This is a genomic window from Flagellimonas flava, assembly GCF_050617915.1.
Classification (GTDB): Bacteria; Bacteroidota; Bacteroidia; order Flavobacteriales; family Flavobacteriaceae; genus Flagellimonas; species Flagellimonas flava_A.
Genome location: NZ_JBODQE010000001.1, coordinates 259,415 through 282,761, shown reverse-complemented (window position 1 = coordinate 282,761; position 23,347 = coordinate 259,415). Strand labels below are relative to the sequence as shown.

Genomic DNA, 23,347 nt, shown 5'->3' with positions numbered 1-23,347 from the left:
TATTGACCATTGTTTTTGGATGCAACCCAAGGGAAGAACTGACAGTCATTTTAGGTAATTAAAAAATAACTGTAAAGGGTTGATTAATAATAAAATACAAGGTACTAAAAAAATGAGACAGCCGTCCTGCAACTGTGTAAATGGCACTTCCTGAAGTATAATGGGTTAGTTTTGTTGGAAAACTCTCTGTTGCTCTTCCCTATTTGGACTTGTTTTTTCTTGCCCTTCCCTTGCGTTTTTTCAGAAAATTAAAGGAGGTGGAAACGGTATGCGCCTTTAACCCATTGGAACGGGAATAAAAGAAATACCGAAACGAAAAATTATGCAACCCCTTGTTTTTACGCGAAGCTGGCCAATGTCGCCAGCCCATGCCCACGGTAATGGAATTGATACCCGATAGATCGTAGTCTGAGGTGTAAAATTCTTCAGTAGGGTCATGTTCACCTTTTGGGGCAAAAAATTTGGATTCTTTTTGCGTATAGTACCTAAAGCTAGGGAGTAACGTCCATTTAGGACTTAGCTTAATAGCAGTTTCATTGTCCAAGGTAAGTCCCAGAATCCCAAAATCATCGGTATATAACCCCACTTTATTTTTTAGAATGACTCCTCCTGTTGTAAACCTATTCCATCTAAGGGAAACCGCAAGCTTCCGCCTTTCGTCTGGAAACTGTTCCACCCCTCTTGAATTATCGCAAAAGAAAATCCTGTGGAAGGGCGTTGCCAATAGTCCTTTTTGCAAACTGAGGATTGAAAATATGCCAATAGTGTTTCTTTGATCCAATACTTGGGTGAATCCTAGGTTAAGATTAAAGGAGTCCCGTCGGTACTCATCATACCATTCCTGAAACCTAAGCTCAACGGGGTAAATCAAAAATTGGGGCTCTGACAAAAACCCATCATCGAGTCTTCCCCAACGTAAATCGTCATTAAAAATCTGGAGTTCCGCCGAATATGTTTGCATATCATTTTGGGAAGTTTTGGTCACACCTAAATGCTTTCCAATCGAAAAGTAATCCGATTCTATGGAACCGCTTAGTCCAACACTTAAGGTCATTTTACTCTTTTCCAGATAGCGGGTATAGTGAAGACTGGTATAACTGCGAGCATCCAGGCGGGAGGCGGAAGACTTAATTCGGTCTATATTATCAGTGGAAGCTGAGGAAATAATGTCGGCACCAAGCTGAAAATTAATTCCGTTTTTACCCAGTTTCTTTTTGAGGTTGAAAGAAGGTCCGTATACCGTCAAGCGTTCGGTTCCCTCTCCACCCGTCACGGCAGAGTTGTCGCCATTTTGAAGGTAGTGGTTATACAAAAGCTCCACTTCGGTCTCCTTGACCTTAAATTCGGATTTGCTCCTATTCTGTGCTTTCGCCATCAATAGGGAAAATGCAAGGCTGCCAACAAGTAAAGTGCGTTTGTTCATCCTTTAACCCTAATTGCAACCGCAGCCCCCACTGCCTTTTTTGCCCTCAGCGGTTACGGACCCTTCCCTAATGGCATGAGCGTAATGTTGAAATTTATTCGCACTGAATCCGGTCATGGACATTTCAGGGTCGTTAATATATTGTCTTTCATAAGGTTTTAAGGCCGTGGAACAGGATTCCAAGCTTACCAGTAGCAGGAACAAGGCGAAAATCTTAGGCAGGAATTGGTTCATATTGTAATTGCTTGGTAAAAAACACCTTGTTTTGGTCATCCACAATAATACCGTAGGTTTGGGGGAGTTGATTCAAAAAGGAAAGCCCTTTGTCAACGCCCATGGCATATACCGCCGTAGCAAGGGCATCTGAAAGCTCTGCACTAGGGGAAAAGATAGAAACACTTTTGACTCCTATTACCGGAAGCCCGGTTTTAGGATTGATGTTATGTGAATAGCGGACCCCGCGGTACATAAAATGTTGTTCATAATCCCCGGAAGTGGCTAGGGAAGCATCGTTCAGTGGAATATGAAAAAGGATTTGATCTCTGTCATCCGGATTGGCAATGCCAATCTTCCAGGCTTGTTCGTTCTCATCGGTGCCAAAAGCTGTTAAATCGCCACTGGCATCAATGTAGCCTCCTGGTAATTTGTGATCTTTCCAAATTTGTTTTACCCTATCCGCGGCATATCCTTTTCCAATGGCTGCCATGCTGAGGTGCATGTTTTCTTGTTTCAAACGGACAGCATTGGAGTCTTCATCCAGCTGGATTTTGTCATAACCCACTCGATTTTTGACCCTTTGAATGTCCTTTTTACCAGGTAAGGTGAACTCGGCATTCCTAAACCGATACAGTTTTTTTAATGGTCCCACGGAGATATCGAAATACCCTTGGGAGAGTCTGGATATTTGCTGACAGCGTTTTAGCAGCTCCATGACCTCTGGATTTACATGAACTGGTATTTCGTATGCCTTTGTGTTGATATTGGAAATAATGGAATCCCCTTTAAACTCGGATAACAAATCCTCAATGCGCTGGATTTCCTTAACCCCTTCATCCAATATTTGATGGGCCTTGACTTCATCATCCAGTACCACACCCAACTCAAAAGAACAGCCCATTAATTTTTGTTGTCTTTTGTAACGTAGCATACCTATGGGTTAAGGTTTGATGATAGTTGGTCAATAAAATCGGAACAACTTTGGTCCAGATACTCCAAGGTTTGGGTTTCCTTGGTATCGGTTTTTTCTAAAATGAGGGTAGGGAAAATACCCTGAAAGTTATACTTCTCCGCCATTTCGGCATTGTATTGCTGGGTAGCTTCGTCCAATTGCTTTCGTTGCGGAAAATCGATGCGTTCAATACGGATACCATGTTTTTCTGCATAGGAGATAAAAGCAGCATTGCTCAATACATTTTTTTCGAGCCGAATACAGTTCACGCACCAATCAGATCCTTCAAACAGGATGAGCCGATACTCACTTTCCATTTCCTTGTTTGGGCTGAAAGCAAGCAATAGAAAAACAAGCGCACCAAGTCCTAACGAAAAAAATCTTGAGGTTGCCATGAATTAAGGTTGAATTACTTATCGAATTATTTTTGGTTTAACAATCACTTAAAAAGACGCCAACAGCTAGCCCTCCTTCGGAAGTCTCCTTATACTTGGTATTCATATCTTTGGCGGTTTCCCACATGGTGCTGATTACTTTGTCCAAAGGCACTTTGGCATCCTTGGGGTCGGTTTCCAAAGCCAACTCCGCAGCATTGATGGCCTTGATCGCTCCCATGGAATTGCGTTCTATGCACGGTACCTGTACCAGCCCCCCAATAGGATCACAAGTAAGCCCTAGATGGTGCTCCATCGCAATTTCAGCCGCTACCAAAACTTGTTCGGGGGTGCCCCCCAATAGTTCGGTCAAAGCACCTGCTGCCATTGCCGAGGATACCCCAATTTCAGCTTGACATCCTCCCATGGCCGCGGATATGGTCGCACCTTTTTTAAATATACTGCCAATCTCACCCGCCACCAACAAAAACTTTTTAATGTGCTCAAAATTCGCCGAATGGTTTTCTATGACCATATAGTACATCAAAACTGAGGGTATGACCCCGGCACTGCCATTGGTGGGTGCAGTGACAACCCTACCCAAGGAGGCATTGACTTCATTTACGCTTAAAGCGAAACAACTGACCCATTTCAAAATCTGCCTAAATTTGACCTCTGTGTTTCGGATTACCCCCAACCATTCCTCTGGGTTGGAATAGGGTAGTTCTCCTTTCAATTTTTGATGCATTTCAAAAGCCCTCCGCCTTACATTGAGGCCTCCGGGAAGCGTGCCTTGGGTGTGGCACCCCAAATACATGCATTCCAACATGGTATGCCAAATACGTTGCAATTCAGCATCTATTTCCTCAGATGATCTTAGGGAGAGTTCATTTTCAAGTACTACTTCTGAGATGGATGTTTTTTTTGAATCGCAATAGGACAAGAGTTCATCCCCCGTTTTAATAGGACAGGGAAATGCTTTGAACGTGGCTTTATTTTCTTGGGAATGTCCAAGGTCCTCTTTGACCACAAAACCCCCTCCAATGGAATAATAGGTTTCTGAATGGCTCTGCCCATCGTGGAGTTTTGCTTCAAAGCGCATCCCATTGGCATGAAACGGCAGGAACTCTTTTTTAAAAACAATATCGTCCGAAAAGGAAAAAGAAATTTCGCGCTCATTTCCAAGTGCCAACTTACCAGAAGTTTTTATGGTATCTATGGTGCTGTTGATACTATCCGTAGGTACCGTTTCGGGATCACTGCCCAGGAGCCCCATAATCACAGCTATGTCCGTTGCGTGTCCTTTTCCCGTTAAGGATAATGACCCATAGAGATAGACTTTAATCTCAGAAACGGCATCAAAAATCTGTTGTTCTCTAAGCTCTTGAATCCAGCGTTCCGCGGCCCTCCAAGGCCCTAGTGTATGGGAGCTGGAAGGCCCCACACCGATTTTAAGCATGTCAAAAACGCTAATGCATTCCACAGGCAAATTATTTTTCCCAAATATAAGAAGAGCGCAAGTACAAATTATGGGGTGGGGAGTTAGTTAGTTTCTGAATCAGCAATCAATTATCAGTAATCAGTAATCAGTAATCAATAATCAATAATCAATAATCGGTTTGCCAAACTCCAAACACCAAACACCAAACTCCAAGCTCCAAGCACCAAACATCAAGCATCAAGCATCAAGCACCAATCTCCAATCTCCAACTGCCCAATACTCTTTACTGTGAGTTCAACCCCCTTATGTCTGACACCTTGTCATATTCCAACGCATGGCATGATCATTGTCACTTCTAGAGCGAGACAAAAATGAATTTTCAACAGATATAACTTTAAATAAAATGAGCAAAATTATAGGTATAGACTTGGGTACGACCAACTCCTGCGTCTCTGTAATGGAGGGTAATGAGCCTGTGGTAATCCCCAATGCAGAGGGGAAAAGAACCACGCCGTCCGTCATCGCATTCGTGGAAGGCGGAGAGATCAAGGTTGGAGACCCGGCCAAGCGTCAGGCAGTTACCAATCCTCATAAAACAATCTACTCTATCAAGCGATTTATGGGAAATAAGTTCTCAGAATCCAAAAAAGAGGCTGACAGAGTACCGTATAAAGTACAAAAAGGTGACAATGATACCCCAAGGGTAGATATTGACGGACGTTTGTACACGCCACAAGAACTTTCAGCAATGATCCTTCAGAAAATGAAGAAAACGGCTGAGGATTATTTGGGACAGGATGTGACCAGAGCGGTGATCACCGTACCGGCATACTTTAATGATTCCCAACGTCAGGCCACCAAAGAAGCTGGAGAAATTGCCGGTTTAACTGTGGAGCGAATCATCAATGAGCCAACTGCGGCTTCATTGGCTTACGGACTTGATAAAAAAGATACGGATCAAAAGATTGTAGTGTTCGATTTTGGTGGTGGTACACACGATGTTTCCATCTTGGAATTGGGTGATGGTGTTTTTGAAGTATTGGCTACAGACGGAGATACCCACTTGGGAGGTGATGACGTGGACCAAAAAATCATTGACTGGTTGGCTGAAGAGTTCAAAAACGACGAAGGACTTGATTTAAGGGAAGATGCCATGGCGCTACAGCGTTTACGAGAGGCTGCGGAGAAGGCAAAGATTGAATTGTCGTCTTCTGCCCAAACCGAAATCAACTTGCCTTATGTGACAGCTACTGCTTCTGGCCCTAAACACTTGGTTAGAACCTTGAGCCGAGCCAAGTTTGAGCAATTGATTGGAGATTTGGTGAAGAGAACCATAGAGCCATGTGAGGCTGCACTAAAGAGTGCTGGACTTTCCAAAAGCGACATTGATGAAATTATCTTGGTAGGGGGATCTACAAGAATCCCTGCCGTGCAGGAAGCCGTGGAGAAGTTCTTCGGGAAAAAACCTTCCAAAGGGGTTAACCCGGATGAGGTTGTGGCCGTAGGTGCTGCAATCCAAGGAGGTGTATTGACAGGAGATGTGAAAGATGTACTTCTTTTGGATGTTACCCCACTTTCTTTGGGTATCGAAACCATGGGAAGCGTGTTTACCAAATTGATTGAGGCAAACACCACAATCCCAACCAAAAAATCACAGGTATTCTCTACAGCGGCTGATAATCAACCTTCGGTTGAGATCCATGTACTGCAAGGAGAGCGCCCCATGGCAGCGGATAACAAAACCATTGGTAGATTCCATTTGGATGGGATTCCACCCGCACCAAGAGGTACACCTCAAATTGAAGTGACCTTTGATATCGATGCGAACGGAATCATCAAGGTTTCCGCAACTGATAAGGCCACAAACAAAACGCAGGATATCCGAATTGAAGCTTCTTCAGGTTTGACCGAGGAGGAAATCGAGAAGATGAAAGCGGAGGCAGAAGCGAATGCAGAAGCGGATAAAGCAGCCAAAGAAAAAGCGGATAAGTTGAACGAGGCCGATGGAATGATTTTCCAAACAGAAAAGCAATTGAAGGAGTTTGGGGATAAACTTTCGGATGATAAGAAAAAGCCAATCGAGGAGGCTTTGGAAGAGCTGAAGAAAGCGTATGAGACCAAAGATGTAGTGGTTATTGAACCAGCTTTGGAGAAAATCAACGAAGCTTGGAAAGTGGCATCTGAAGAGATGTACAAGGCCCAGGCCGAAGCTGCCCAAGCCAATGGCGCTGCAGATGCCGCAGCGGGTGGTGATGCTGGAGCAGGTGATTCAGCTGAAGGCGATAACGTTGAAGACGTAGACTTCGAAGAAGTCAAGTAGCCTGTCCTGAGCAAGGACGAAGGATAGACTTCGAAGAAGTGAAATAAGACATTAATTGTCCAAAATAAAAAGCCCGCTTTTAGCGGGCTTTTTTTGTTTGTAAGGGTATCAAGCTAAGCTGCATTCAATTGTCGAACTTCCATCTCTTGCAGTTTCTTCAAGGCTTCAGATTTGGAGTTCACATTGAGTTTTACATAGATGTTCTGAATGTGAAAATTCACGGCACTGGGAGTTACACAAAGCCTGTCGGCAATCATTTTATACGTATACCCATGGGTGAGCAACTCAATAATTTGATTTTCCTTTTTTGAAAAGCTCTCGAACGTTTTGACCTGGAAAGAATGAATGATTTTCTTGGCCACCTCGTGCTCTAAAGCCACTCCATGTTGGTGCAATTCCGCAATGGCATTGAGCAATCGATTTTTGGCTAGGGGCTTGGTCAAAAAACCATCGGCTCCCTTTCTAAATGCTTCTTTTATCACCTCGAAGTCGCATTTCCCACTTATCATCAAAACCTTGGAGGAGGTATTTTGTTTCTTGAAATAAGGAATGCCATCAATTCCCGAAATACCGGTCAAATTAACTTCGGAAACCACAATGTCCGGTCTTGTTCTAACAACATTTGGAATAAATTGATTTACGGAAGTGTAAATCGCTACCAGTTCATACAATAACGAATCGGTGAAATACTGTTGGTAGAGGGGGTGTAGTTTTTCGTCATTATCAATAATTACAATTTTTAATGTTTCAGTTTTCATGGTTACTAGATTTGATTATCTGATTTTGTCATATACATCATCGTTTACCTTAGATTCAGGTAAAACACGTCCTGTCCGCACATCCAGTCATGGAGAACATGGCAAACCTGAGTGTTCCAGATATAAAACAGAACCTAACAGGTTTGACCAATGTCCAAGAGTGGACATGCTGATAACAATCCCAAAGGGATTAAATCAATAGTAGTCTAGAAAAAATAAAGGGTGCTAGAAAAGTGCCTTTGCTTGGTCTGGGGGATTTGTTCTGGCACTAAGATTAGTAGCTTTTTTCATGAGTATAAGATTTGGGTTAATATGTTATTTCCAAAATTAAATTAAGTTTTTTATTCCTTCAAAAGAACAATTTGTAGTTTTTTTCGTTCAAATGCACTTTTGGTTTAACTCAAATTTCATGAGGTATAAGCGCATTCAGAACTGTATAAAACAAAATAGGATGCCCTTTTCGAGCATCCTATTCTTACTAAATTGGTCCGGATGAAATAACACAACCCGCTTCTATGATAATTTTTGGTTCCCCCTGTTTAATTTACCATAGTTCAATAATGTTCTATAATTGACAAAATCAGATAATCTTCAGGTAGTGGACCAACTTATGCCGTACTGTTAATCTTCAAAGGAAGTTCCAGTATACGTATTTGCCGAGTCCGCATTTAATGCAGCGTTGAGATTGTTATCATTGTAGGCCACCACGGTATTGTCCATAGGTTGTCTTCTATAGGCAATGGTTACCTGCTCAATGGTATGGTTTTGGCCTCTATTGGATACTACATAGCTTTCCCCTTTTTCAACATCCAATTGTATGGCATAATCATCCCTGCTGCTGTTGATGTGGCTTCCCAAGTTTACCGAAGGAGTCAGTTTGTTATGGGTCACTTGAGTGGCATAGAGGTCCAAGCCTCCAAATCCATCACGTCCTTCAGAAGCAAAGAACAAGAGCGTACCGTTATAAATATTTGGATATAGTTCGTCCTCTTTAGTGTTTACCTTGGGGCCAAGGTTTTTGGATATTCCTAGGCTTCCATCAGAGTTGATGTCAGCAACATAGATGTCATATTTCCCATAGCTTCCCTTCATATTGGATGCAAAGAATAGACGTTTACCATCATCGGAAACCGTAGGATGTTTGGCAGAGGCATATTTGGGACACACGGCTATTTTGGTGATGTTGCTCCATTTACCGTTGATTTTTTCAGCGCGATAAACCTCATGGATAAGTTCCTTTTTGGAAAATAATCCGTACAATGGCTTTTGTTCACTGGTTTTACTGAAGTATGCCGTTTTACCATCTTGGGTTACCGACATGGAGGGGATATAACCTTCCAATGTGGATACATGGCCATTACTTTTGCCGTTGGAGGCTTCGATAATCCCAATGCTATTTTCAAATTTCATGGGATTTTGCGCAGTTACCTGCATAATACAGAATATGGCGGTAACAAGAATGGACTGATGGGTTAATGAACGTGTCATGATGTACAGATTTGGGGGTTAATACATCACAAATTTGGAGAAAGATTTTTAAGAATTACCTATTAATTTTTCATAGTTTTTGAATTATATCGATTAAAAACTGCATTTCATCGAATATTTTTTAATTCATTAACAATGTGATATCTATAAAAAGGTCAGTTAACGATGTTTTGTGCATTTTAACCGACTGATTGCACAAACCTAATCGTGTGTCTTGGAGGAACTTGACACTAGTTTGTTGATTTCGCGAAGCTCTTGCTCTGTTAGATGGCGCCATTTTCCCACCGGAACATCCAAGCTTACGTTCATTATCCTGACCCGTTTCAATTTTTTTACCCGGTAATCCAAATGCTCGCACATTCTGCGTATCTGTCTGTTAAGACCTTGGGTCAAGATTATTTTGAACTGGTGTGACCCCAATTTTTCCACTTCACATTTTCGAGTCATGGTTCCCAATATGGGAATGCCATTGCGCATGCGGCGTATAAAGTCTGAGGTAATGGGTTTATTGACGGTGACGATATATTCCTTTTCATGATGGTTTCTAGCCCTTAAAATTTTATTTACGATGTCTCCGTCATTGGTCATGAATATGAGTCCTTCACTGGGTTTGTCCAAACGGCCAATGGGAAAAATCCTTTTTGGGTAGTTGATATAATCAATGATGTTGTCTTTTTCGACCCTTGTATCCGTAGTGCATACGATTCCCACAGGTTTGTGAAAGGCCAGGTACACAGATTTATCCCTGGGCTCGGAGATCAACTCTCCATCCACCCGGACTTCATCTGAGGGTTTGATTTTTGTCCCCATTTCCGGGATTTTTCCATTGATGGTCACCCTACTTTGGTCAATTAACTTATCCGCTTCCCGACGGGAACAAAATCCAACCTCACTCAAGTATTTATTGATTCTTGTCTCTTTCATACATTTTCAATTTCCCTTCAAGAAACTTTGTAGATTATCGGATTAAATGCTTTGGAGGCCACGATGACGGCATCTCCAATGCCAAGATTTTTCACTTCGGATTCCTGGGCTATTATTTTGACCACTTCATTTTGGATTAAAACGGTAACAATATAAACCACTTCATTTTTCTCGATGCGGAGTACTTCTCCTTTGAATTTGAATTTACCACTTAGGTTCTGGTTTATAAAAATTTCGGATGGACTCCCTTGGCGAACTACCTTTCCTTCCTCCAAGACCACAACCCAATCCGATAATCGATGGATTTCCCCAATGTCATGGCTGATCAGCAAGGTGGTTAGTTCATATTTACGGTGTACCTGGAGCAGATAATCCTGCAATTTGAGTCGAATTTTTAGATCAAGGGCCGAAAGCGGTTCATCCAATAAAAGTAATTTGGGTTGTTGAACCAGGGCCCTGGCCAAGGCCACTCTCTGTTGCTGCCCTCCTGATAAGGTATCCGGTTTTCGGTCTTGAATGTTTCCAAGTTCCATAATCTGGATAAGTTCCTGGACAATTCCAGAATCCTTGTCCTTGGGTTGGGCAAATTCCAAGTTCTGCAGCACGCTCATATTGGGAAACAGGGCATAGTCCTGAAACAAATACCCAATCTCTCGATCTTGTGGTTTTAGACGGATTTTCTTTGATGTATCCAACCAAACACTGCCGTCAACCTCAATTTTACCTGTTTCTGGCTGCATTAATCCCGAAAGGATTTTCAAGGTGGTCGTTTTGCCTGCTCCAGAAAGGCCATAAAGGGTGACCAATTGACCCCGCGGAACCTGTAAATCCAGGTCTAGGAGCATAGGGCCTTCCGGTCCATCCAATTGTTTTTGTGTTTGGATGTTTATCATTTCCAAAACTTTTTAAGATGTCCACCATTGATCAAATATACCGTGAGCAGTATTCCAAATGTGATTGCAAACAAGATCAAGGAATAAAAATTGGCGCTCGCATAGTTCAGGGCCTCAACCTCATCATAAATGGCAATGGATGCTACCTTGGTCTTTCCAGGAATGTTGCCCCCAATCATCAAGACCACCCCAAATTCTCCAACGGTATGTGCAAAAGAAAGCACTATACCGGTTAGCAGTGAAGGTTTGATATTGGGCAAAAGCACTTTCATCAAGGTGCGAAACTTGGATTTGCCAATGAGGTAGGATGCTTCCCGAAGGGAGTCTGGAATTCCAGAAAACCCGGATTGAATGGGGTGCACCATAAAAGGCAAACTATACAGTAAAGATGCCACTACAAGCCCAGGAAATGAAAATACCAATTGAATTCCCAAGGCTTCATTGAGCCAGCCTCCAAAAATGGTATTGGGGCTAAACGCAATCAAGAAATAAAATCCCAAAACTGTAGGTGGAAGAACCAAAGGCATGCTCACCAAAGTCTGAACAATGGGCTTGATTCGAGCTTTGGAATACGCCAGCCAATAGGAGAGGGGTATGGAAACCAACAACAAGGCCAGGGTAGTGACCATAGCCAATTTAAAAGTCAATATTAGGGGTTCCCAACTCATAGTTTGGCCAACATTATTTCATTTAGTTTGATCAGTGCGGTGGCTGGAGCGCTGTTCTTCAGTTTCAGTTGGCCTATTGCGTTGGAACTGATAATGGAAGTGATTTCACCCATCGGGGTTTCCAAGACCACCTTTCCCAGCAAAGCTCCCTTATCTATGTTTTTGATGTTTCCAGGTATTCGGTTCTGCAAACTGATATGAAATGATTCACCCACCCCAATGACGACCTCAGTTTCCTTGAACAAAACATTGATTACTTCGCCTTTTTTGAGGTAATCCGCAGATTCTGGTGTTTCCACCACTATAGCTTTGATATGGGTCATCGAATGCACTTCAACCGTTACAAGAGACAGATGTCCACTAACCTCAATATCCACAATGGTCCCCTGTAAACTATTCATATATCGAATATCCGTATTTCTTCAAAATTTCTTGGGCTTCCTCTGTAAAAATAAATTCCAAAAATGAGAGGGAAGCCTGGTCTTGACCTGTTTGATTCTCCAGTATCACAATGCCCTGTTGAATAGGTGTGTAGCTATCCGTGTCCAATTCTATCCAATGGCCCTGCTGGGATAAAGGCGTACCGATTAAAGTAGATTTGGCCGTAAATCCCATTTGGGCAGCCCCAGTGGTCATAAACTGATTGGTCTGTGAAATGTTCTCACCGTATACCAGTTTGCCCTTGACCAAATCCATCAACCCATGTTGCTCCAATACTTCCATGGCCGCCCTACCATAGGGTGCTGTTTTGGGATTTGCCAACGCTATATGGGCAATACTATCGCTTATGAGAAATTCCAACTTAGGGATAAGTTCTTTGTTGGTAGCAAACAAGACCAGTCTCCCAAGCGCATAAATTTTCGGCGCCGCCTTGGTATGTCCTTTTTGATGAAGCATTTGGGGATATTTCATATCCGCGGAGAGGAATACATCAAAAGGTGCTCCTTCCATGATTTGGGCGGTGAGTTTTCCTGAGGAACCCACTACCAAATCGCAGTCTGTTCCTGTATGCTCCGTATATTTTGCGGCTATTTCCTGAATGGAATACTGCATGTTGGACGAAACCGCGATGGTCAGTTTTTTGGATGTGTTGCCAGAATTGCACCCTAATCCTAGAACGAAAAGAAAAGCCGTAACTATTAAAAGATAAACTTTGTTCATATTCCATCTAAAGGTACTATAGCTTGAACAATGAATCTCTTAACAGGCCACAAAAATGAAAAGTCATGTATCTACGGGTAGCGATAGTGTCCTATAATTTTAAAATCAAATAGGCAATCTTCCAAAACCTGCCCACGCCCAATATTATGAACGATAAGATATCGGTGCCCGTCACGGGATTTTTTATGGGATACAATTCCGATATGGGTAGTTCCCCCGCCCAGATTCCAACATACCACATCTCCAGGTAAATAGTCCGCAGCTTGATTGGAAATAGGTAGCGAGGCTCCCTGACGTTTTAAATAAGTCATCAGATTTGGAACCCTTCGATGATCTATGTTGGTGTCTGTGGATTGCAACCCCCAAATTTTGGGATACTCCTGAAAATGTGCTTTCATATCCTGATGTACCCTTTCTTGGAGGTCGATGCCAATTTTGCGATAGGCCCTAATAATGACATCCGTGCAAACCCCTTTATCACTTGGCACGTCCCCATTTGGATAAGCTATAGAAAAGTAACGGGGGTCATAGGTAACCTGTTGTTTGGTGAGTTCCAAAGCTGCATCGGCCAATTCTAAGATTTGCGTGTCTACTTGGGAAAACGAAAATTGACAGGCAAACAGGAAAAAGAGAAACTTTAAAACCTTCATTGGGTGCTATTCGTTCAAAGAAACCTTACTAAAGGCAGAAGGGATATGAAAATCCGCCTTAGGGGAGTCAGGGATGGTTTTGGTATACCAATTCACCTTTTTGCCGCCGTGAAAATCCGCTCGGAAAACACCCAAATAGCATTCATTTTGGATACCAAAGGATTCGAGCTCTTTTCTTGAAATACTGCCTTCCACAATATAACCCCCATCAATATCTTTAGTAGCCAGGGTAAGGGTTTTAAAGTCCCAGCCATGGTCAATATTCCTTGGGAAACTTGCCTTAAAATCAAGTACTTCACCCTTTGGGGTCATTTCGGCACCATAGTATTCTGTCAACTCCTTATCCGAAGAGAAAAACAATTCCACCCTGTCTGCAGGTAGCAAGGAACGTTCGTTTACATATGTGATTTTGGTAGGGGTGGCATCCATGGTCTTGAAGTAAAAATAGAAGTGCTCAGGAGTGACCACATAATCAAAATGGGTTTGATCTTTGGCCTTAAGCTTCCATGGATCTGACAGTCCAAACAGGTAATGGTGCCTATCCCAATCGCCCAATTCGGCATCCACTAAAATCTCAGCGTCACCTGTGATCGACTGAATAAAAGAAACTTCTTCCTGCTTGTAGGGCGAGCCATCTTCCCGTAAAACATCATGAAACCAAAGTTCTGGTTCCGCAGTGTATTCCTTTTGCCATGAATCCCAAGGATAAATGGTTTGGGATTTTCCTGAAACAAAACCCCAGCTGTAGGACGCTACCTTATGTTTTTTGAATATAGGGAGTATGTCTTGAAAGGTAGAATGGACAGAACGAGCCATGTACTCGGTGCAGAATAAGGGACGGTTGGCAGCGGACAAGCGTTCTACCATTTGGGTTGTGGCTTCGGCATTGGCATAGCAATGAAAATTGATGACATCGGAGTTTTCAAAGGCGAATTTGTCAATGTCACTCATCTCATCCAATTCTTTATTGACCGAAGTCCAAATATCAATGCTAAGGGGTTGGGAGGGATTTACTTCCCTCGCCCATTGATACACCTTTTTCAATAGCCTTAACGAATGGATTTCTTTGTTCTCGGGTTCCAATTCCCCATAACTATTGCTATTGGGGTTACCTGGTTCGTTATATAAATCCCAGATAAGCACACGCGGGTCATCCTTAAAATGATTAAGCACACCCTTAACATAATGTTCCAATTTATTATGCTGGGTTGAATCTACCAAAACCTCATGTCCAGGACTTTGCACCCATCCAGAATTATGCACATGGGGATTGGGTTCGTGCTGATTGCCCAATTTTGGATTCGGGTCCCAAACATCGTCCAGCAAAACAAACATGGTCTTAATTTGATGGGTGTCCGCTATTTCAAGATATTTTTCCGCACGATTTATTAAGCCAAGGGAATCCTGTTCCCATAACAGATTGTGCAAAAACACACGCATGGTATTAAATCCCAAATCATGGGCCCAGGAAAGTTCTTTGTCGATTTTCAAAGTGTCAAAAGTATCATCCTGCCACATTTCCAATTGATTGATGGCAGAAGATGGGACAAAATTGGCACCGACCAGCCAAGTTTGATTCTCATACCAATCGTTGATTCGTTCTTCGCTCCATCGCTCGATGCTGGCATGGTTTGGAGTGTCGGGACGTTTTTCTTTATTCAGACAAGAGTTGCACAAACTTAGAAAGGCAATCGCTAGAAAAAAGGGTGAAAGATATTGGTTCACAATGATTGTATTGGAAGCCCAGTTTGGAATGGGTTATTAAGAATTGCTTTAAAGTTAGCATTTTTCTTGAGGGTTTGGGAGCTTAACAAGGGATTCTCTAGCGGCCATATATGGTTAACTTACCAATTCATTTCCAGCAGCCTTTTAGCAATTGTTTGAAAATCCCTTTAATTTTATGGGATAATCAAAAACCCATGACCTAATGAAAAATTCAATGTGTTTCCTCTTTTGCTTTTTCATCCTTATCCAATATTGCATTGGCCAAGACCGAATTACTGGGGAGCCTTTTGCCACTCGTTCGGTGGTATTGGGACAAAATGGAATGGTGGCCACTAGCCATCCCTTGGCAACCCAAATAGGATTGGATATCCTTAAGAATGGCGGTAATGCCATAGACGCTGCCATTGCTGCAAACGCTGCTCTTGGATTGATGGAACCCACTGGATGTGGCATAGGAGGGGATTTGTTTGCTATTGTATGGGACGGAAAAACCCAAAAGCTATATGGCTTGAATGCAAGTGGACGTTCACCGCAAAAACTCAGCTTGGAATATTTTGAAAAACAGGGTATGGATAAAATCCCATCGCATGGGCCGCTCCCTGTTAGTGTGCCTGGTGCAGTGGATGGTTGGTTTGAATTACACCAGAAGTTTGGGTCAAAACCCATGACTGAAATACTCGCACCAGCTATTGATTATGCCGAAAAAGGCTTTCCATTAACTGAACTTATTGCGTGGTACATACAACGCACTATTCCCTTTTTTGAATCAAAAGGGTTTCCGAATATTGAGGATACCTACAAAACCCAAAATGGCGGAAAATTACCCAACGAAGGGGAAATCTATAAAAATCCTTACTTGGCCAATACCTATCGAAAAATTGCTGAGGGGGGTAGGGATGCCTATTACAAAGGGGATATTGCCAAAACCATAGGAAAGTTCATTAAAGACCAAGGAGGCTTTCTGTCGGCCAAAGATTTGGCAGCGCACAAGTCGGAATGGGTAGAACCTGTATCCATTAATTATAGGGGGTATGATGTTTGGGAACTTCCGCCGAATGGCCAGGGAATTGCTGCACTTCAAATGCTGCAAATACTGGAGGGTTATGATTTTTCCAATATCGAATTTGGAAGTACGGAACACCTCCATCTCTTTACGGAAGCCAAAAAACTAGCTTTTGAAGACCGTGCGAAATATTATGCCGACATGGATTTTTTTGATGTTCCTGTTAAGGAACTGCTCTCCGATGATTACGCTGAAGACAGAAGAAATCAGATTGGCGATAGAGCCGGAACTTATTCTGCCGGGGAAATCTCCGCAGGAGAGACCATTTATATGACAGTAGCGGATGATGAAGGCACCATGATTTCATTGATTCAAAGCAATTACCGCGGGATGGGTTCTGGAATGGCACCACCCAAATTGGGTTTTATGCTCCAAGACCGGGGCGAGTTGTTCAGTTTAAAACGAGGTCAGGCAAATACGTATGAGCCAGGAAAACGACCCTTTCATACCATAATCCCAGCCTTTGTGACCAAAGATGGCAAACCCTATCTCAGTTTTGGTGTGATGGGAGGAGATTTTCAACCCATGGGCCATACACAAATAGTTATGAACCTGATTGATTTTGGAATGAACATCCAGGAGGCTGGTGATGCCCCTAGATGGGACCATACGGGTGGAGCGAGCCCCATGGGAGCGACCACCGAGAACACAGGGACGATACGAACAGAATCCGGGATACCATATTCTACCATTAGAGGTTTAATGGATAAAGGCCACCGCATGGGTACCGCTCGTGGAATCTATGGAGGCTACCAAGCCATTTTATGGGATGACGAAAACAAAGTTTATCATGGTGCTTCCGAAAGCCGTAAGGATGGGCAGGCAGCAGGATATTAAACAAACTTTTGAGTTTAATTTACCAGTGATAGCACCTTGTTTTGAGTTTCGAGCTAGCAGAACAAAGGATGGGTTCCAATGACTTGTTTAATCATTCTTGTTACAGTCTTTTAATTTATATATTGTCCAATGCTCTGGAGTGAAGGCAATTTTGAAAAATACCTGAGCTTCTTGCAAATGCCAGAATCCCAAAAAACAAAAAAGCTTCACGATGGTGAAGCTTTTCTTTGCGGAGGAAGAGGGATTCGAACCCCCGGAGGTGTGACCCTCAACAGTTTTCAAGACTGCCGCATTCGACCACTCTGCCATTCCTCCAATATTTGCGAGCTTGCCCGCTCTTTGTAAGCCTTTACCATCGCAAAGGCGGGTGCAAATATAGTAAGCTTTTTTATTTCAGTAAAAACCTGAACACTTTATTTTATTTCAGATTTCCATTTCATTTATACCACTTACATTTGCCCCCATGGATCAGTGGTACCATTATGTGCTTTTGGTTGTGGTTGGTTTCGCCGTAGGCTTTATCAATACCATTGCAGGAGGTGGCTCTCTACTGTCGCTCCCTACCTTAATTTTTTTGGGACTTCCCCCTGCTGTGGCCAATGGAACCAACAGAGTGGCCATAGTGATTCAAACGGCTATTGCCACTGCTGGATTCAAAAGTAAAGGCGTCTCAACCTATCCCTTCAATATTTATCTTGGAATTTCAGCCTTTTTAGGCGCCATTCTTGGGGCGAGGATTGCTGTGGATGTGGATGGGGAGACGTTCAATAAGATTTTGGCCATGGTGATGCTGGCCGTGGTGCTGATTATCATTTTCAAGCCTAAACTGAAATTGGAGGAAATGCAGGAACGACTCACCGGAAAATACCTCTGGCTGAGCATTGTGGTCTTCTTCTTTTTTGGAATTTATGGTGGTTTTATAAATGCTGGTCTTGGCTTCCTCATGATTTTGTTCATGCATTTTGTCAACCGTATGAACCTGGTACGAGTCAATGCCACTAAAGTGGTAGTGGTCTTTGTTTATATGCTGTCCGCCTTGGCGGTTTTTGCGTTCAATGATAAAGTGGACTGGAAAGTTGGACTTATCTTGGCTATCGGAAATGGAACAGGTGGGTGGATTTCCAGTCGTTTTTCCGTCAAAAAAGGGGATGGGTTTATCAAGACTTTTTTGGTGGTAATGGTCATTATAATGGCTATAAAACTCTGGTTTTTTGGATAAACAATAATCAATGACCAATAAGCAATTAGCAATAACCAAAAACCAATAATCAATAACCAGTAATTAATACTCCCAAACCAAATAACAAATAACCATTAACAAAAAAAATATGCCTGGATTTGAACTTTTTGGAGATAAGGAACGAGCACAAGTAAAGGACGTCCTGGATTCTGGGGTGCTGATGCGCTATGGCTTTGACGGCATGCGAAATAATCATTGGAAAGCCAAAGAGCTGGAAGCAGCCTTGGCGCAAAAAATGAAATCGAACCACGTGCATTTGGTGAGTAGTGGTACGGCTGCTCTAACCGTAGCTTTGGCAAGCGCCGGCATTGGAGCGGGAGATGAGGTCATTATGCCCACCTTTACCTTTGTTGCCAGTTTTGAATCGATTCTGGCATTGGGTGCAATTCCCATTCTGGTTGATGTGGACGATACCTTGACCCTGAACCCTGAAGCTGTAAAGAAAGCCATTACCCCAAGAACCAAGGTGGTCATGCCAGTGCATATGTGTGGTTCCATGGCCAATCTGGAAGCCTTGCAAACTATCTGCGACCAGCAAGGGCTATTGTTGTTGGAAGATGCTTGCCAAGCCATAGGGGCTACCTACCATGGAAAGCCATTGGGGAGTATTGGGGATTTGGGCTGCTTTTCTTTTGATTATGTAAAGACCATTACCTGTGGTGAGGGAGGTGCTATACTTACCAACAATGAAGCATATTATCAGAATGCCCATAAATACTCGGATCACGGACATGACCATATTGGAAACGATAGGGGAGCAGAGGCGCATCCATTTTTGGGCTATAATTATCGCATCTCCGAAATGAATGCTGCAGTGGGATTGGCCCAACTATACCGTTTGGATGAATTTATCGCCATTCAAAAGAAAAACTATGGCATTATGCGGGAAGTTTTAAGCCATATTGAGGGAGTCCAATTCCGGACAGTTCCCGAGGGGGGTGAGGAGAACTACTCATTCTTAAATTTTTTCCTTCCTTCGGAAAAATTGGCCAGAAATGCCCAAAAAGCTTTGGGAGAAGCTGGAGTGGATGGTTGTTTTTATTGGTATGACAACAATTGGCATTACTACCGCAAATGGGAGCATTTGACCCAAAAGAAATCGTTGGGAAAATTGCCAAAAGATGTGCTGGAAGCTCTTCCCAATTATGAAAAAGCAGATTTCTCCGCATCTGACCATTGGGTGGGGCGCAACATTTCCTGTTTGATCAAACTAGGTTGGACAGCCGACGATGTTAAGCTAAGGGCCCAAACTATGGCCGATGTGCTACGGAAAATTCTATAAGCACCATTCTTCGATTTTAAAAGTGTAATTCTCACTAAGATTGCAACTTTTTTGGTTTTCATGTCATATTTTCAAATGGCCTGTAACTAAACCAATAAAGGCAGCAATCCTAATGAACAAAGATTTAGAGCGTACCTTCCTGAACGCCTTGGACGAATCCCAAGAAAAATTACTTCGTGTTTGCTATTCGTATGCGAACAATTCGGAAGAAGCCAAAGACCTATTTCAGGAGGTATTGGTCAACATCTGGAAAGCCCTGCCCAATTTTAATGGAGACTCAACACTGACTACCTGGATGTATCGGATTACCTTGAATGTGGGGCTTCGGTACCGTTCCAATTTAATGCGGGACAAAAAACGGATTTCCGATATAAGAAGCGTTACCATTGAACAGATTGAAGGGCATCAGGAGGAAAGTGGGAGCCGACACAAATTGGACTTGTTACGGCAATGTGTTAGACATCTCAATGAAATTGACAAAGCCATCATCACCCTTTATCTTGAGGAGTTGCCCTATAAAGAGATTGGCGCTATTATGGGAGTAAAGGAAAATACGGTCGCCGTTCGCGTTAAACGCATCAAAAAGAAATTGTTGAACTGTCTAAACGAAAAATTATGATTGAGAACGAGTTGATCCAGATATGGCAGTCCTCACCAAAGCACGAGCGCATTAAGTTTGAAAAATCCAAGTTGATGTTGGATGTACAATCAAGTTTAGATAGACTTGACAGGGCAATACGTTTTAGGGATTTTATTGAAATAGGCGCTGCAATCTTTGTTGTGATACCCATTTTTGGATATCAGATTTACAATCAACCCAATATTCTGGCCAAGTTTGGAGCAGTATGGATAGTGGTTTATTGTTTGTATGTAATCTATAAACTTTTAAATGTTAAGAAAAGTAAACCTGAAGAGTCGGGCTCCTATATGGAGTACTTAAAGCAGAGTAAAACCTATTTGGAGCGGCAAAAGAGTCTGCTCGATAGCGTAGTTTATTGGTACATTCTGCCAAGCTTGCCAGGGGTAATAATTATGGTAACGGGTATATTAGAGCTGTACCGAAAATCATGGAAAGAAGTTATTGGTATAAAGCATCTATGGATATTGTTATTGTTAATTATTGCAATTACAATATTTGCCTACTTAATGAATAAAAGGGCAGTTAAAAAAGAACTTGTGCCCAGATTAAAAAAAGTGGATGAGTTGATTCGGTTAATGGAAGAAGATTAAGCAGGTACCTAGGGTCTAAAGTCTAAAGTCTCTTGTCTCTTATCTAAAGTCTAACAACTAGTAGCCAACGTATTCCACAATCTCCAACCCATAACCTACCATTCCCACACGTCTGGTCTGCGCAGAGTTCGTCAATAATCGAAGTTTGGAAATATTCAAGTCATGTAAAATTTGTGCCCCTATTCCGAAGTCCTTGGTGTCCATATCTATTTTTGGAGCTTTGTAAATGCCCTCTGCTTGCAGTTTTTTTAATTCTGCCAAACGACCCAGCAGATTCATGTGTTGGTTTCCTTGGTTGATAAAAATCATAGCTCCCTTTTCTTCAGCATTTAAGGCGTTAAACATGCGCTGCAACCGCTCGTCTGGGTTATTGGTAAGGGTACCCAACATATCATTGTTCACCAAAGTGGAATTGATTCTTGTAAGCACAGGCTCCCCAGATTTCCAATGCCCTTTGGTCAATGCAATATGCACTTGATCATTGGTGGTCTGTTTATAGGCACGCAAACGGAAGTCCCCAAATCGGGTTTTGATATCGAAGGCCTCCTTCCGCTCAATTAAACTATCATGTTCCATGCGGTAGGCAATCAAGTCCTCGATGGAAACAATTTTAAGATCAAATTTTTTGGCCACCTTCCGCAACTCAGGCAATCTTGCCATGCTGCCATCCTCGTTCATGATTTCCACAATAACCCCAGCGGGTTTCAGGTCGGCCAAACGGGCAAAATCTATGGCAGCTTCGGTATGTCCTGTTCTTCGGAGAACTCCACCTTCTTTGGCAATTAAAGGGAAAATGTGCCCAGGTCTTGCCAAATCATGCGGTTTGGTACCCTGTTCCGTAAGCGCTATGATGGTTTTGGCCCGATCCCCGGCGGAAATTCCCGTAGTAACCCCATTTCCTCGCAAATCCACCGATACGGTAAAAGCCGTTTCCAAGGGATCGGAATTATGGGTAACCATTTTATGCAAGCCCAGATCTTCGCAACGTCCTTCGGTAAGTGGTACACAGATAAGCCCGCGGCCATGGGTGGCCATAAAATTTACCGTTTCCGGCGTAATGAGCTCAGCAGCGGCCAAGAAATCTCCTTCATTCTCACGATTTTCATCATCTACCACAATGATAACCTTGCCTTGACGGATGTCTTCAATGGCTTCTTCTATGGCATTCAGTCGGCAATTTTCCTTATCACTCATTCAGTGTCCTCTTTTTCTTTCTTCTTGAACAGGTTCTTTATTCCATCCATAATGTGTCCAAACCCAATCAATCCTCTATCTGCAGTGGCCCGTCGGGTCAAGGAAATTCCCATGGGGAGCATGATCAGGGTAGACAACCAGGCGCCCAAAATAGGGTGAATATTGTTCTCTTTGGAGTAGTTTCCTGCAAACACCCCAATAAAATAATAGGCCAAAAACAAGATTATGGCAATCACCATGGGCAATCCCAAACCACCCTTGCGAATAATAGCACCCAAGGGAGCTCCCACAAAAAATAGGATAATACAAGAGAATGCCAGGGCATACTTTTTATGCAGGGACAGAATATGGCTGTTGTAAAACTTAAACCGTTTTTGCAACTCTTCTTTTTTACCAATAACCGTGGTCAATATACTTTTGGTAGAGGTGCGGGCAGAAGTAACAATTTGCAACTGTTGCCATTCTGGAAGGGTTTTAATAAACTCCTTAATGGTAGAAATGCTATCGTACTGGGCTTTTTTCTTTTCGGTCAGCTCAGTTTTGTCCAGTTTGGCCCTTTGCGCCTTTTCAATGCTGTCTTGTTTGGTGGGAACGGGAAAGGCTCCCATCCGTGTAATGATGTTCTTGGAAAAGGCCTCCACTTTTTCCAAATTGTTCTTTTCCAAGGAATCAATATCCTTGACCAAGCGGACAACGTTTTTCATTTTGTCCGTGGTGATGTTTCCTTCCTCCTCCAAATCTTGATTGTTGAGTTCGGAAATATCTATGTTGATGGTATAGGTTTCAAACTTTGCTTTAGCAAAAGGATGTTTCCTTTTTTCCTCGCTTCTTTTGGGTTTTAGCTCCTTATAATAGTTCCCATCTTTAAGAACCAACTCAATAATATCAGAATCCTCACTACTGATCAGTTCCCCTTCTTTGGCCTTGATGACCGTGGTATTTACTGCCTGTTTGTCCTTGATGTGGATGATTACATTATCCAGAAAACGGTCTTGCTCCCCATATTTTCGATCCACCTTAATGTTCATGCCTTCCCCAGTACCTTCAAAATCACTGAACACCCCCTCGGTAATGGCCGCAGCTGGCTTAACCTTGGCGATGTTTCGTCTTAAATTGAACATCTTCTGTTCGGATTTGGGAATGATGTTGTTGGCAAAGAAAAAGGTGACCACGCCCAAAAAGAGCACAAAAACTATCAAACTGCGCATTCCTCGCTGAAGGGAAATACCAGAGGCCTTCATGGCGGCAAACTCGTAGTTTTCCGCAAAGGTTCCAAAGGTGAGAATGGACGACAGCAATACGGTTAGGGGAAGTACCTTGTCCACCAGGGTGGGGATAAAATAAAAAATGAACTTGGCTATGATCACCACGCCAAGTCCCTTTCCCGCCAAGTCATCTATAAAAAGCCATATTCCTTGGAAGATGAATATGACAATCAGGATGCAAAAGGAGCTAAAGAAGTTATAGAGAAACCTATATAATATATACCGGTCAAGTATCTTCAATGC

General features: G+C 42.7%; 22 protein-coding genes and 1 tRNA gene. 6 read left to right on the top strand and 17 right to left on the bottom strand.

What is annotated here, in order from left to right:
* Window positions 1-199: 199 nt before the first annotated feature.
* Genes ACRHOZ_RS01235 through ACRHOZ_RS01215 form a run of 5 tightly spaced genes read right to left on the bottom strand, consistent with a single transcriptional unit; the run spans window position 200 to window position 4,448 of the window.
* Complete coding sequence (locus tag ACRHOZ_RS01235; RefSeq protein ID WP_431121468.1) at window positions 200-1,423, bottom strand: DUF3570 domain-containing protein; 1,224 nt, start codon at window positions 1,421-1,423, stop codon at window positions 200-202.
* Between the two features lie 9 nt (window positions 1,424-1,432).
* Complete coding sequence (locus ACRHOZ_RS01230; RefSeq protein ID WP_431121466.1) at window positions 1,433-1,657, bottom strand: DUF4266 domain-containing protein; 225 nt, start codon at window positions 1,655-1,657, stop codon at window positions 1,433-1,435.
* Window positions 1,638-2,570 carry an FAD:protein FMN transferase gene (locus tag ACRHOZ_RS01225; protein ID WP_431121464.1) on the bottom strand — a complete coding sequence of 311 codons (933 nt, stop codon included), beginning with the start codon at window positions 2,568-2,570 and terminating at the stop codon, window positions 1,638-1,640. Before ACRHOZ_RS01225 ends, ACRHOZ_RS01230 begins: the two co-directional genes overlap by 20 nt.
* A gap of 2 nt (window positions 2,571-2,572) precedes the next feature.
* Window positions 2,573-2,986 (bottom strand): thioredoxin fold domain-containing protein, encoded by a 414-nt coding sequence (locus ACRHOZ_RS01220; RefSeq protein WP_431121462.1) that lies wholly within the window; start codon window positions 2,984-2,986, stop codon window positions 2,573-2,575.
* 37 nt (window positions 2,987-3,023) lie between these two features.
* Window positions 3,024-4,448 carry an L-serine ammonia-lyase gene (locus ACRHOZ_RS01215; RefSeq protein WP_431121460.1) on the bottom strand — a complete coding sequence of 475 codons (1,425 nt, stop codon included), beginning with the start codon at window positions 4,446-4,448 and terminating at the stop codon, window positions 3,024-3,026.
* A 361-nt stretch (window positions 4,449-4,809) separates the two neighbouring features.
* Between ACRHOZ_RS01215 and dnaK the strand changes: the two genes are divergently transcribed.
* A complete protein-coding gene (gene dnaK / locus ACRHOZ_RS01210; protein WP_431121458.1) occupies window positions 4,810-6,726 on the top strand; it encodes a molecular chaperone DnaK in 1,917 nt (638 codons plus the stop codon).
* Window positions 6,727-6,839: 113 nt separating this feature from the next.
* Here the strand turns inward: dnaK and ACRHOZ_RS01205 are convergent, their stop codons facing one another.
* From ACRHOZ_RS01205 to ACRHOZ_RS01165, 9 genes are all read right to left on the bottom strand, one after another.
* Window positions 6,840-7,484: a response regulator gene (locus ACRHOZ_RS01205; protein WP_431121456.1), complete on the bottom strand. Its 645-nt coding sequence runs from the start codon at window positions 7,482-7,484 to the stop codon at window positions 6,840-6,842.
* A gap of 621 nt (window positions 7,485-8,105) precedes the next feature.
* Window positions 8,106-8,972 (bottom strand): hypothetical protein, encoded by an 867-nt coding sequence (locus tag ACRHOZ_RS01200; RefSeq protein WP_431121454.1) that lies wholly within the window; start codon window positions 8,970-8,972, stop codon window positions 8,106-8,108.
* Window positions 8,973-9,173: 201 nt separating this feature from the next.
* Window positions 9,174-9,896, bottom strand: a complete 723-nt coding sequence (gene rluF / locus ACRHOZ_RS01195) for a 23S rRNA pseudouridine(2604) synthase RluF (RefSeq protein WP_431121452.1) — start codon at window positions 9,894-9,896, stop codon at window positions 9,174-9,176.
* A 17-nt stretch (window positions 9,897-9,913) separates the two neighbouring features.
* Window positions 9,914-10,789 (bottom strand): sulfate/molybdate ABC transporter ATP-binding protein, encoded by an 876-nt coding sequence (locus ACRHOZ_RS01190; protein ID WP_431121450.1) that lies wholly within the window; start codon window positions 10,787-10,789, stop codon window positions 9,914-9,916.
* On the bottom strand, window positions 10,786-11,457 hold the full coding sequence (gene modB / locus ACRHOZ_RS01185; protein WP_431121448.1) for a molybdate ABC transporter permease subunit: 672 nt from the start codon (window positions 11,455-11,457) through the stop codon (window positions 10,786-10,788). Before modB ends, ACRHOZ_RS01190 begins: the two co-directional genes overlap by 4 nt.
* Window positions 11,454-11,858, bottom strand: a complete 405-nt coding sequence (locus tag ACRHOZ_RS01180; protein ID WP_431121446.1) for a TOBE domain-containing protein — start codon at window positions 11,856-11,858, stop codon at window positions 11,454-11,456. Before ACRHOZ_RS01180 ends, modB begins: the two co-directional genes overlap by 4 nt.
* Window positions 11,851-12,618 (bottom strand): molybdate ABC transporter substrate-binding protein, encoded by a 768-nt coding sequence (modA, locus tag ACRHOZ_RS01175; RefSeq protein WP_431121444.1) that lies wholly within the window; start codon window positions 12,616-12,618, stop codon window positions 11,851-11,853. The genes ACRHOZ_RS01180 and modA overlap by 8 nt, the downstream gene beginning before the upstream one ends.
* 71 nt (window positions 12,619-12,689) lie before the next feature.
* Window positions 12,690-13,268, bottom strand: coding sequence for a DUF1287 domain-containing protein (locus ACRHOZ_RS01170; RefSeq protein WP_431121442.1), 579 nt, complete (start codon window positions 13,266-13,268; stop codon window positions 12,690-12,692).
* A 6-nt stretch (window positions 13,269-13,274) separates the two neighbouring features.
* The gene (locus ACRHOZ_RS01165; RefSeq protein ID WP_431121440.1) at window positions 13,275-14,993 is read right to left on the bottom strand and encodes a sugar-binding protein; all 1,719 of its coding nucleotides are present in this window, start codon (window positions 14,991-14,993) and stop codon (window positions 13,275-13,277) included.
* A 202-nt stretch (window positions 14,994-15,195) separates the two neighbouring features.
* On the opposite strand from ACRHOZ_RS01165, the gene ggt reads away from it, so the two are divergent.
* Entirely contained in the window at window positions 15,196-16,893 is a 1,698-nt protein-coding gene (ggt, locus tag ACRHOZ_RS01160) for a gamma-glutamyltransferase (protein WP_431121438.1), read from the top strand.
* Between the two features lie 230 nt (window positions 16,894-17,123).
* On the opposite strand, the gene ACRHOZ_RS01155 is transcribed toward ggt, so the two are convergent.
* A tRNA-Ser gene (locus ACRHOZ_RS01155) sits at window positions 17,124-17,208 on the bottom strand.
* 148 nt (window positions 17,209-17,356) lie between these two features.
* Here ACRHOZ_RS01155 and ACRHOZ_RS01150 point away from each other — a divergent pair.
* From ACRHOZ_RS01150 to ACRHOZ_RS01135, 4 genes are all read left to right on the top strand, one after another.
* Window positions 17,357-18,112 carry a sulfite exporter TauE/SafE family protein gene (locus ACRHOZ_RS01150; RefSeq protein WP_138833486.1) on the top strand — a complete coding sequence of 252 codons (756 nt, stop codon included), beginning with the start codon at window positions 17,357-17,359 and terminating at the stop codon, window positions 18,110-18,112.
* Between the two features lie 109 nt (window positions 18,113-18,221).
* Entirely contained in the window at window positions 18,222-19,415 is a 1,194-nt protein-coding gene (locus ACRHOZ_RS01145; protein ID WP_431121435.1) for a DegT/DnrJ/EryC1/StrS family aminotransferase, read from the top strand.
* Between the two features lie 112 nt (window positions 19,416-19,527).
* Window positions 19,528-20,034, top strand: a complete 507-nt coding sequence (locus tag ACRHOZ_RS01140) for an RNA polymerase sigma factor (RefSeq protein WP_431121433.1) — start codon at window positions 19,528-19,530, stop codon at window positions 20,032-20,034.
* On the top strand, window positions 20,031-20,645 hold the full coding sequence (locus ACRHOZ_RS01135) for a hypothetical protein (protein ID WP_431121431.1): 615 nt from the start codon (window positions 20,031-20,033) through the stop codon (window positions 20,643-20,645). Before ACRHOZ_RS01140 ends, ACRHOZ_RS01135 begins: the two co-directional genes overlap by 4 nt.
* A 57-nt stretch (window positions 20,646-20,702) precedes the next feature.
* Here ACRHOZ_RS01135 and ribB read toward each other — a convergent pair whose 3' ends face one another.
* Window positions 20,703-21,839 (bottom strand): 3,4-dihydroxy-2-butanone-4-phosphate synthase, encoded by a 1,137-nt coding sequence (gene ribB / locus ACRHOZ_RS01130; protein WP_431121429.1) that lies wholly within the window; start codon window positions 21,837-21,839, stop codon window positions 20,703-20,705.
* On the bottom strand, window positions 21,836-23,344 hold the full coding sequence (locus ACRHOZ_RS01125; RefSeq protein WP_431121427.1) for an LptF/LptG family permease: 1,509 nt from the start codon (window positions 23,342-23,344) through the stop codon (window positions 21,836-21,838). Before ACRHOZ_RS01125 ends, ribB begins: the two co-directional genes overlap by 4 nt.
* Between the last annotated feature and the right edge of the window lie 3 nt (window positions 23,345-23,347).